Source organism: Shewanella sp. KJ2020 (assembly GCF_024197625.1).
Classification (GTDB): Bacteria; Pseudomonadota; Gammaproteobacteria; order Enterobacterales; family Shewanellaceae; genus Shewanella.
Genome location: NZ_JAKUKD010000028.1, coordinates 163025 through 174849 on the forward strand (window position 1 = coordinate 163025; position 11825 = coordinate 174849).

At 43.4% G+C, this 11825-nt stretch carries 7 protein-coding genes; 6 read left to right on the top strand and 1 reads right to left on the bottom strand.

Annotated elements, in window-relative coordinates; translation table 11 throughout:
• Window positions 1-46: 46 nt before the first annotated feature.
• Window positions 47-3304, bottom strand: a complete 3258-nt coding sequence (locus tag MJO46_RS15310; protein ID WP_253990056.1) for a COR domain-containing protein — start codon at window positions 3302-3304, stop codon at window positions 47-49.
• Between the two features lie 1013 nt (window positions 3305-4317).
• Here MJO46_RS15310 and uvrD point away from each other — a divergent pair.
• The 6 genes from uvrD to MJO46_RS15340 all read left to right on the top strand — a co-directional run bounded on the left by uvrD (window position 4318) and on the right by MJO46_RS15340 (window position 11673).
• On the top strand, window positions 4318-6486 hold the full coding sequence (gene uvrD / locus MJO46_RS15315; RefSeq protein WP_253990057.1) for a DNA helicase II: 2169 nt from the start codon (window positions 4318-4320) through the stop codon (window positions 6484-6486).
• Between the two features lie 136 nt (window positions 6487-6622).
• Window positions 6623-7483 (top strand): 4-hydroxybenzoate octaprenyltransferase, encoded by an 861-nt coding sequence (gene ubiA / locus MJO46_RS15320; protein WP_253990058.1) that lies wholly within the window; start codon window positions 6623-6625, stop codon window positions 7481-7483.
• 148 nt (window positions 7484-7631) lie between these two features.
• The gene (locus MJO46_RS15325) at window positions 7632-8027 is read left to right on the top strand and encodes a glyoxalase/bleomycin resistance/extradiol dioxygenase family protein (protein WP_253990059.1); all 396 of its coding nucleotides are present in this window, start codon (window positions 7632-7634) and stop codon (window positions 8025-8027) included.
• An 18-nt stretch (window positions 8028-8045) separates the two neighbouring features.
• On the top strand, window positions 8046-9095 hold the full coding sequence (locus MJO46_RS15330; protein ID WP_253990060.1) for a nitronate monooxygenase: 1050 nt from the start codon (window positions 8046-8048) through the stop codon (window positions 9093-9095).
• Window positions 9096-9309: 214 nt separating this feature from the next.
• Window positions 9310-10434, top strand: coding sequence for a hypothetical protein (locus MJO46_RS15335; RefSeq protein ID WP_253990061.1), 1125 nt, complete (start codon window positions 9310-9312; stop codon window positions 10432-10434).
• A 135-nt stretch (window positions 10435-10569) separates the two neighbouring features.
• Entirely contained in the window at window positions 10570-11673 is a 1104-nt protein-coding gene (locus tag MJO46_RS15340; protein WP_253990062.1) for an AI-2E family transporter, read from the top strand.
• Window positions 11674-11825: the final 152 nt, after the last annotated feature.

The following is an 11825-nucleotide window of genomic DNA, read 5'->3' on the forward strand; positions in this document are numbered from 1 at the left end:
GAATAAGGGTAGGCTATTCTAACAATGTAGTTAGGGTTCTTTGATGTTATGACTCCTTATCGTTTTTAGTGCTTGTTCTAGGTTGAGCATCCGATTTCATATCGTTTCTGGAGCTTGTTACAGATTGCACGTTTGATTCCGGGTCGTATTTGGAGATTGTTGCAGATTGAACTTTTGACGAAGATCCACTTCTGGATTGCATTTCATGTTGAATGAGAGATTCAGGGTTTTTATTAGACGGTATTTCAGATTTTGATACCGAACTTTCTTTGGTGGTTATTTCAATTTGAGGTTTTTTTTCAATATTTTCATTGGATTGTGAAGGTTTTAAAAAAATATAAACAGCTATTAAGCCACTTATTATTGTGATGAATAAAGCTAATTTTTCATACCATGGCTTTGCTGGGAAATCATTTATGACTAAATTTTCATTTGTATTTTTAGTGTTATAATCTCCAATTGTATTATCAATACCACTGTGGTCTCCATGAGTAGTTATATTATTATCTATTCTTGAATTTTCACCGATAATAATTCCGTTATTGATATTGTATGTACTGGTTTTCTCTGAGTTGTTTTCATCAATACCATACTCACCTAATAGGTCGCTAATTTTAATATCACTTCCACTATCGCATTGAATTGTTCTTTTTCTATTGCTTTGTAGTTTCTGTATTTTACTATATAGGTGAAAGCTACCGCTACTATCTTTTTTGCAATCGTCGCAAATGCATGGAATCATTTCATCATGCTTTGGATTATTTAATGATTGGTGTATTGATTGTATATCTTTCCTGATAATTGCGAGTAGTTCTTTTTTATTCTCTCCATTAATGTTTATACTTATTGTCTTTGAGAATGGATCTGATACAACTAGAGCTTTTGCATTATCCCATTCTATGCAAACACCATTTCTCCAGTAAATGCTGTTATATATTATCTCATGCTGGCGAACGGTGAATCTGGTTATAATTCCTGCGGGCATGAATGAGTATTTATATACAAAGCATAGATTGTTGAAATAGTCCCATTCAAAGTTTAATCTTGTCGGATGTAAAAGCTCAGGGATAATAAAGTCTTTATTGTTTTTTAATTCAAAACAAATTTCGAATTTTTTCATTAATTCGATTAAGAATATATGAGTTGATGGTTCATAGTCACACCAAATAGTTTCTAGTTGGCGGAAGTTAAGAACTCCATTTTCTTTTTGAATTTTACTATTATCTACTACAGTATAAACTGCATCAGTTGCCCACTCTGGATTTAATATTACGATTTTATCTAGAATTGTATTTTCATTAAAATGTAATATAACACCAAGATCATGGTAATAACGCGCTAAATTATCAGCTTGATCTTTAGTTAATGAGTGATTCTTACATATATTCACATAGTCTACATATGAAATATAATTCGATTCATGCATTGACTCTAATTTTTTTCTAATATCTACCCATTTCTTTATTAATTTTTTTCCTATCATAGGTAGAGCTTCCATTTGGGCATATATACGCTCTCTGAGCTCTGCTACACCAGCTCCTGTCTTTGCGCTGATATCATGAAATCCTATTACATTTGGGAACTCTTTTTGAATGGCTGCTTGGTCAATAGATTTGAAGCGGACGTCGCTCTTATTCATCACCACTAATACAGGTGAACCATTGCTTAGGAGTTTTATTATATTTAGCCAGTAATCGAAGTTCACTATGTCTTGGTCGCTTCTCGCTTCCCATATAAATAAATATAAAGATCTACTTGTTAGAAAAAATTGGTGGGTAGCATGACATATCGCTTGGCCAGCAAAATCCCATAAATTAACTCTGAAATTTTTAATATTTTTTGTGTTGATAACCCATTCGTGAATGTCAATACCTCTAGTTGTTTCGCCGGATGGTATTTTTTCATGAATTAGCCGATTTGTCAGATAGGTTTTTCCAACATCCCCTTCACCAACAATAAGAAGCTTACCTTCGTATAGTCTAACAATCTCTTCAGGTCTTTGGTTGGTAAAGGATTCGAAATAATTGACTACAGCAGCATGTCCTTCAGACATTATTTCAATAGGAGGCGTTTCGATTGGATTACCATAAAGGTTAATACCATCATTGCTACCAGGGTCAGATCTATTACTTTTCCAAATCAAAGGTTTTTTTAGTTTTGTGATCCATGATGGAACTTCAGTAATTAAATTTTCATTCAAAAAAAGGTGCTCTAACGCCTTTAATTCTCTAATGAAGCTTGGGATTGTTTTTATATTGTTATTACTTAATGAAAGTGAAACAAGATTATGTAATTCACCAATGTGACTATTGATCTCTGATATGTCATTGGCATCAAGGAATATTACTTTTAACTCTTGTAGGAGGACAACGCTGTCAGGTATTTCGCTTATATAGTTCCCTGCTAAATGGATAGATTTTAATTCTCTTAGCTCGCCAATATTTTCAGGTATTAATCTTATTCTATTATCATTAGCTCTTAAGTCTTTAAGGCTGATTAGCTTTGTTATGCTGTCTGGTAGAATTTTTATATTATTACCAGACACATTTAAATGTGAAATTGAAGATAGATTTTCTAAATCTCTTGGTAAATAATCTATATCATTGTTATTAAATATTAGGTTTTCTAAGGTTTGAATGTTGGTGATGCTGTCAGGTATTTCTTGTAAGTTGTTATTACTTGCATTTATAAATTTTAACTTTGATAACCTTCCTATTTTTAATGGGAGTGAAAATATCAAGTTGTTACTTAAGTCTAATTTTCTTAGGTTGGATAAATCTGTTAATTCATCAGGGATCTCAGTTAATATGTTATCAGCTAGCCATAGCTTATGTAGTTCTTTTAAGTTGGAAATTTCTTTTGGTAATGTTTCAATTTTGTTTTTGCCTGCACCGAGAAGAGTTAATGACGTTAAAGAAAATATTTCTTTAGGTAATGATTTTAATTTGTTATCACTGACCAATAGCTCCTTTAGTAAGCTTAGGTTTTCGATGCCTTTAGGCAAGTTATCAAGATAGTTTCCATTAATTCTTAATACCTTCAAAGCTGTTAGCTCACTTATTTCTTCAGGCAAATAATTAATGTTGGTATAACTTAAATCAAGATATTCTAAAAAGGATAGCTTGAAAATTAAATTCAAGTCTTTTATACGTTTTCTTAAAAGGCTAAGTTTAGTTATTTTTCCATCTGTGACACAATAGCCAACGTTATTTTCTATGGTTTGCTTCTGTGTTAATTTAAATCCACATGCTTTTTCAATGTTTTTTAGATGCACTAATTCATTTGGTTCAATTGTATCAAGCATTAGTTAAATCTCATTTATGAAAATATCTAGAATTTAGCATTTTTTACCATTTTATGTGAATGAATATATCTTATTCCCAATAAATTTATCAAGTTGCAAAAAAAGATCTTATTTCACCCTTATAAAAATTGTTTTAGGAGGCGGTACTGGGAGCTTAAAGCTGTAGAGATTTGATCCTCCCCCCTTCAATTGAGCGATGCTGCATGGCAGGAACCCTCGTCCTATTCGGGATTGCTCAAAGTTGAGTGTTCAGAGTATCTGAATGTTATCAATTAACTAGCCACCCATTGTTAAATTTACAGAGCGCATGCTTGTAAGAAGGGGGTCAGATTACTCAATATTAAGTACTGTCATGGAAGTGACCGTCCGTGACATGGATGTCACGGTCGAGCACACAGGGATGTGCTTGCTGCGTGTCACTGGAATGACAGTGCTTAATTGCTGATACAGAATTATGAACACCCTCTCTATGAATCATTAATACAGCTTTGCCCTTGTTTAATTCCTCCTCTAGACAAAGATCTGTTACCGAAGAGCTGGATTCCCGCCCACAAGCATTGCGGGAATGACGGCTATAAGAAGACAGAAAAATTAACGAATTAACGAGCCACCCATTGTTAAATTTACAGAGTTTATGCTTGTAAGAAGGGGGTCAGACTACAGTAGGGTGTGGCAAGATTAAGCACTGACATGGAGGTGACCGTTGACGGCATGGATGCCGTCGTCGAGCCCTCAGGGATGAGTTAATGGCGTGTCACTGGAATGACAGTGCTTAATCGTTGAAACAGAATGATGAACACCCTCTCTATGAATCATTAATACAGCTTTGCCCTTGTTTAATTCCTACCCAAAACAAATAAAAGCTGGATTCCCGCTCATAAGCATTGCGGGAATGACAGTGTTTAAGAATGGACTGTTCCATACCACTTTCCTTCTGCCTCTTGTCTTATGGATCAGGCGCGCAGGTGGGATTTCTTCTGTTATACTGCCTCCTCGATTTTTTGGAGGCGAGAATGGACGTATCTTCTTTACTTGACGGCCTAAATGATAAACAGCGTGAGGCTGTCGCGGCACCGCAATCTAGCATGTTAGTACTGGCGGGCGCGGGCAGTGGTAAAACGCGGGTGTTAACCCACCGTATTGCGTGGTTAATGCAGGTTGAACAGCAGAGTCCTTACTCGATTTTAGCCGTGACTTTTACCAATAAAGCCGCGGCTGAGATGCGCGAGCGAGTTGAAAAAGTCGCTGGTACCAATATGGGCCGCATGTGGATTGGCACCTTCCACGGGCTGGCGCATCGCTTGCTGCGCACTCACTTCCAAGATGCGGGATTACCGCAAAGCTTCCAAATTCTCGACTCTGACGATCAAGTGCGTTTGATTAAACGCATCCTTAAAAGCCTCAATTTAGATGAAAAACAATATCCTCCCCGTCAGGCGCAGGGCTATATCAATGGCAAAAAAGACCAAGGATTAAGACCAAAACATATCGATGCGGGTGGCTTCCCGATTGAACAGAATCTGCTGAAAATTTATCAGGTCTATCAAGAATCTTGCGATCGCGCAGGTCTTGTCGACTTTGCCGAAATCCTGCTGCGTGCCCACGAACTTTGGCTCAATAAGCCACATCTACTGGCCCATTATCAAGAACGCTTTAAGCATATTCTGGTGGACGAGTTCCAAGATACCAACGCCATTCAATATGCGTGGATTAGAGTGCTTGCCGGCCAAACCGCCAATGTGATGATAGTGGGTGACGACGACCAATCGATCTACGGTTGGCGTGGCGCCCAGGTTGAAAACCTGCATCGCTTCCTTCAAGATTTTCCTACCGCCACCACCATTCGCCTCGAGCAAAATTATCGTTCTAAGGGCAATATTTTGAAGGCGTCTAACGCCCTTATCGCCAATAACCCCGAGCGTTTAGGCAAAGAGCTGTGGACCGACGAAGCCGATGGCGATCCTATTTCCCTCTACTGCGCTTTTAACGAAATGGACGAGGCGCGCTTTATCGTCGGCCGGATTAATGATTGGCACGAAAAGGGTGGCAATTTAAGTGACTGCGCGATTTTATATCGCTCGAATGCCCAGTCGCGGGTATTGGAAGAAGCCTTATTACACAAAGGCTTAGCCTATCGGATTTACGGTGGCCTTCGCTTCTTCGAACGCCAAGAAATTAAAGACGCTATGGGCTATATGCGGCTTATCAGCAACAAAAATGACGATGCCGCCTTCGAGCGGGTGGTCAACACGCCGCCCCGCGGGATTGGTGATCGCACCTTAGATATTTTACGCACTACGGCACGTCAACAAGAGCTTACCCTCTGGCAGGCAAGTTTACGGCTGCTGGATGAAAAAGTGCTCGCAGGTCGTGCAGCCAGTGCGGTGCGTGGCTTTATGGATCTAATTGTCACCCTACAGGATGACACTCGGGATATGGCCTTGTATCGCATGGCCGACACAGTGATCCAAGCCTCCGGCCTTAAGGCTATGTACGAGATGGAAAAGGGTGAAAAGGCCCACGCCCGTATCGAAAACTTAGAGGAACTCGTCACCGCCGCACGCACCTTTGAAATGCCAGAGGAGCTTGAGGATATGGGCGAACTGAATGCCTTTTTATCCCACGCGGCATTAGAGGCGGGCGAAGGTCAGGCCGATGCCTTTACCGATGCGGTGCAGTTGATGACACTACACTCGGCCAAGGGGCTGGAGTTCACTATGGTATTTATGGCGGGTGTCGAGGAGGGGATCTTCCCGAGTAAGATGGCGCTCGAAGAGGGCGACAGACTCGATGAGGAACGCCGCCTCTGTTACGTGGGCATGACCCGTGCGATGGAAAAACTCTATATCACCTACGCCGAATCCCGCCGTATTTATGGCCGTGAAGATTACGCCCGTCCATCGCGTTTTATTAAGGAAATTCCGCCGCAATATGTGGATGAAATTCGCTTAAAGGCGCAGGTGTCGACACCGATGGCGAATAATCGTTTTAGTACCCAAAAATCCGCAGCAGCTAATGATACGGGTTTTAATGTCGGCCAAAGAGTCAATCACCCTAAGTTTGGCGAAGGCAAAGTGACTAACTTTGAAGGCAGTGGTGCACAGGCCAGGGTGCAGGTTAATTTTAACGATTTTGGCAGCAAATGGCTGGTCGTAGCTTACGCCCGATTAGAGGCACTCTGATTGACGCCAATGTCATGATTTTGTGACAGCATTTATCGGCATAAACTCGCTTCAGGGGGAGCTTGGGTATATGATGCTCACCCTGAAAGTTGAGATAAAAATGTGAGCTCAAATTAGGAGTGGGAGTACCTAGTTAATGAATTTAAAGCAGAAGTGGGATGTGTATTCCCGCCTGACTCGACTCGACCGCCCTATCGGCACTTTGTTATTACTCTGGCCCTGTTTAATGGCGCTGGTGTTAGCGGCGGGAGGCATGCCCGATCTTAAGGTCTTGATTATCTTTGTAGTTGGCGTAGTGATCATGCGCGCCTGCGGCTGCATTATTAACGACTATGCCGACCGCGACCTCGACTCCCATGTTGAACGCACTAAATCCCGCCCCCTCGCTAGTGGCGAAATCAGCACCAAAGAAGCGCTATTACTGTTTGTGGTTTTAGGCTTAGCAGCCTTTGGGTTAGTCTTACTGCTCAATGGCTTAGTGGTTAAGTTATCCGTCGTTGGCATCATACTCACCATTATCTACCCCTTTACTAAGCGGGTGACTAATATGCCGCAGATGTTTTTGGGCATAGTGTGGAGCTGGTCTATTCCTATGGCCTATGCGGCCCAAACGGGTGAAGTACCGATCGAGGCCTGGTGGTTATTTGCGGCCAATTTGTTCTGGACTGTCGCCTACGATACCATGTATGCCATGGTCGATAGGGACGATGATTTAAAAGTCGGCATTAAATCCACTGCGATTTTGTTTGGTAAATATGACCGCCAAATCATAGGTTTATTTCAATTAGCCGCGCTGATGTGTTTTATCGCCGCCGGTTGGAGTGCCGACCGAGGCTTAATATATGGCCTAGGATTACTCACCTTTGTAGGCTTTAGCACTTACCAGCAGATGCTGATTTTTGGTCGTGAAAGAGCACCTTGCTTTAAGGCCTTCCTCAATAATAACTGGGCCGGTCTGGCATTATTTGTTGGCTTGGGCGCCGACTATCTGATTTAGGCGACTCTTATCAGTTCAGAGTATGATTTTAACATTGAGGTTTACATCTAAACGCCCGTGCTTCAGCCCCCTGCGACTGGTTTTTACACTATGGCATAGTTTATAGTGAGGCTCTGCTTTATCTTAGGTAGCGTCACAGGGAGTTCCTATGTTTATACCGCCAGGATTTGCACTCATCAACCCGTATATGATTGTCGACAATGCGCAACTGTTAGTCGAATTTTTAAATCAAGCCTTTGGCGCAAAAGTTATCCACCTTTCCCATAGACCCGATGGCAAGATAGCCAATGCACAGATACAGATTGGTGACTGCCAATTTATGTTGAGCGAGGCGACAGCGGCATTTCCAGCCATGCCAGCCTCTTATTATGTGTATGTGGAAGATGCAGATAAGTCAGTGCAACAGGCCGTAGCAGCGGGAGCTGAACTCATTATGGCCGTTACAGATAAACCCTATGGCGATCGCCAAGGCGGAGTACGGGATCCCGTTGGCAATTTATGGTGGATCTCCCAGCGTTTAGCCGCTGGCCCCTATCAGGATTGAGCACCAAGGAGGTGGGATATGCCGTGTCAGTTAACCCGATTATTTGGAATCGAATTTCCTATTATTCAAGCACCTATGGCGGGAGTGCAGGGCAGTGCACTTACCATCGCCGTTTCCCAGGCGGGTGGGCTTGGTTCCTTACCCTGTGCCATGTTGTCCCTTGAGGCGCTCGAGGCCGAGCTGACAGAAATCCGCTCAAAGACCACTAAACCTTTCAATGTGAACTTTTTTTGCCATAGCGAGCCCTTACCACAGGCTGCCAAGCAAGCGGCTTGGCTCGAACAACTTAGTCCTTATTTTGCAGAGTTTAATCTCGACCCGAATGCGCAGCATACTGGCGTGCAGCGCGCGCCCTATAGCGAGGCGCAGGCAGAAGTCCTCGCTAAATTTAAACCCGAAGTGGTGAGCTTTCATTTCGGTCTGCCCGATGAAGAATTGCTGCTGGAAATCAAATCCTGGGGATCAAAAGTCATCTCCACGGCGACCACAATCGAGGAGGCGCTGTGGTTAGAGGCCCGTGGCGTCGATGCGATTATTGCCCAAGGTTTAGAGGCGGGTGGCCATAGGGGACATTTCTTATCTGGGGATTTAACCGAACAGTTGGGGACTTTTAGCCTACTGCCGCAAATTATTGCGGCGGTAGATATTCCTGTGATTGCCGCTGGTGGCATAGTGGATGCGAAAACTGTGCGCGCCGCCATGGCAATGGGGGCATCTGCGGTGCAGGTGGGAACGGCTTATTTACTCTGCCCTGAATGCACTACCAGTGATATCCACCGCGCCGCACTGCAAAGTGAGGCGGCGCAACATACGGCGCTGACTAACTTATTTTCCGGCCGCCCCGCCCGCGGTATTGTGAATCGTTTTATGGTCGAACTTGGGCCTATCAATGATGCAGTGCCGGATTTTCCCCTCGCCTCAAGTGCCGTCGCGGGGCTGAGAGCCGCCGCAGAAGGTCAAGGTTTAGGCGATTTTAGCCCTCTTTGGTGCGGCCAAAATGCCACTGGCTGCCAGGCTATTCCCGCCGCTGAACTAACAAGGCAGTTGGCTTTAGGTGTGATGGTTTAATCATCTGGCTGATTATTTTTAACTCAACCTTGTGTTAGTTGTGACAACTCCCCATATCACAGCTAAGCCAGCTGATTGCTTGGTTTTCACTCTCATGGGGATGGTTATTACCTTTTAACAACCCTATGTCGAATAAACTCGTTAACAGGGATGTTAAATATTCAAAAACCGACTTAGACGCCAAGTTAAATATCGCATTGCCTTTCTCATACTGATGATTTCGGTATATATCCTAGGCTTTCATTTACTGCCTGCGCAGCTCACAAACACACGTGAAGAGTTATCCTTAGCCGTGGTGACGACACTCTATTTTGTATTGCTGCCTCTGCTCTATTGGTATTGGATTATCAAAATTGGTGCGCAAAAAGCTTGGAAATTATTGCTCATCCTCAGTTTGAGTAGCCTAATGGCTCGCCTTAGTTATCCTGATGAAATTGCAGAGTATTTCGAGTTTATCGCTTGGCTGCGTTTCCCTATTATTGCGGTGTTGCTACTCATAGAACTGTACTTGATGGTGAGTATTATTAAGGGATTGTGGCAGGCGAGAAAGGCGGCTGGTGATCCAAGATTAGCGATAATTGCTCAATATGCCGCAACTGTGGAGCAAGAGAAGGACCTAGGAGCGAACGCACCTCAATCGCTTAACATTGAGGGCACATCAAATTCTGAATCCTCAAAGGATAAAATTACTGACGATAAGAAGCTGACCTTAGGTTTAATACTCGCCACTGAACCTGCGAGTTGGTATTACGCCATTCCCTATTTTTCCCGTCGTCATCCATCGGCTATCACCCAGCTTAAGTTGCTTAGTGCTCAGCCTTGGCATGTTGTAATTACCACTGTTTGTTTAATGGCCTCATCCATGTTGAGTTACTGGCTACTCGATAATGTTAGCCATATTGCGGCTATATTGGTTTCTGGTTTGCTCTTGTATTCAATGGTATTAATCGCTGCCAACTATCGTATTAGCCGTTATTACTCCCTATATCAAAGGGAAGGTAAGCTGATTATCAATAACGGCATCTGGGGTTTTATGTCGATTGATTTAACCCAGATAAGCGATCTGAAATTGGGGGCGTTTTCGGCTCTGGCGCCGTCCCAGAAAGTGGATGATAAATCGTTAGGCATGGTATCTACAGCATCATCACCAGAAATATTGACTATAGGTCGTGGCGATACCGCCAATGTGCAGCTGCTATTTAAACAGCCCCAAGTTTATTATGGCGGGATGGGACAATTGTCAGAGTCGTTAACTATGGTTAACCTCGTTGTGGATGATCCTCAGGAGTTAGTCGATGCACTGTTAGCCCATACTCCCAAAATGCAACAAGCCTCTTAGGATCAATTTATAATGCCCTAATTAGATGATTTATTGGTTTATCTAAGTTAGTCTGCTGTGCGTTTGTTGGATATCTTTATATAGTTAGGGCATTTGCCATTACTTACTAGCGTTAAGTCGAGGAGCAGTTTGACTATGGCACCTATTTTCAGTAATGCCGCGGTTGGCCGTACCCTATTGGTTCTGTTGCTGTGTGCCGGCGTATTCTTTTTTATCGACTTTTTAGTCCCCGCCTTAGCCGCCTTGATTGTGTGTTTTTCGAGTTGGCCGCTTTATCAAAAACTGCTGGCAAAATGCGGTGGTCGCACGGCATTGGCGGCGAGTATTGCCATGGTGTTTATTGTATTTGGCTTGGTCACTCCGCTGGTATTTGTATTTTCCTATGCTTTACAAGAAATTAGAACTTGGGTCGAATGGTTAGTTCATGCTAACCAACATGGCGCGGCCGTGCCTATATGGATTAAAGATTTTCCTGGGATAGGGGAATGGTTAACGCTCAAGTGGCAACAGTTTATCGGTGAGCCCCATGAGCTGGGTAAAATTGTCAGTGCCATCAGTGGCCAGAATCTGAGTGGTATTTCCCGTTGGGTGTTGCAATTGGGCTGGAATACCTTGGGATTATTATTGACCTTACTCTTTATGCTGATCACTTTGTTTTTCTTGTATAAAGACGGCGAACAAATCGCAAGGCAGTTGGATATTGTCGGCGAGCGAGTGCTACCAATCCGCTGGCACAGTTTTTCCCGCGTGGTGCCTGCAACGGTTAGCTCAACGGTAATCGGTATGACACTAATCGCCATAGGTGAGGGCATTGTACTTGGCACGGCCTATTGGATTGCAGGCGTTCCTTCCGCCGTGGCCTTTGGGGTATTAACGGCATTTATGGCGTTAATACCCGGCGGTGCGCCCACTATGTTTACGCTGATCTCCCTCTACTTAGTGGGGACGGGCGATCTTACTGCGGGTGTCGGGCTATTTCTGTGGGGGAGTATAGAGCTCTTTATCGTCGATAAAACCCTGAGGCCTAATCTTGTCGGTGGGCCGATTAAATTGCCCTTCTTACCGACTTTCTTCGGTCTGATCGGCGGCGTAAAAACCATGGGTTTTGTCGGTTTGTTTGTTGGTCCAGTATTGATGGCCCTGCTGGTGGCCATTTGGCGTGAGTGGTTAAGGGAAGAGCCCGAAACGATACCAGCTCAAGGGACTATTGCCCCTCAGTCCGATGATGCCAGCCAATAGATGAACTAACACTTGGTGTAAACATCATTTTATTGTCATCCCAAAACCACCGCCTCTGGCGGTGGTGATTGTTCCTTGAGGCTATAGCCTGAATTACGCCCATGCTAAAAGAGACTTCTTATTCACCACAAGTAAGAGGAAACGAAAAGCAT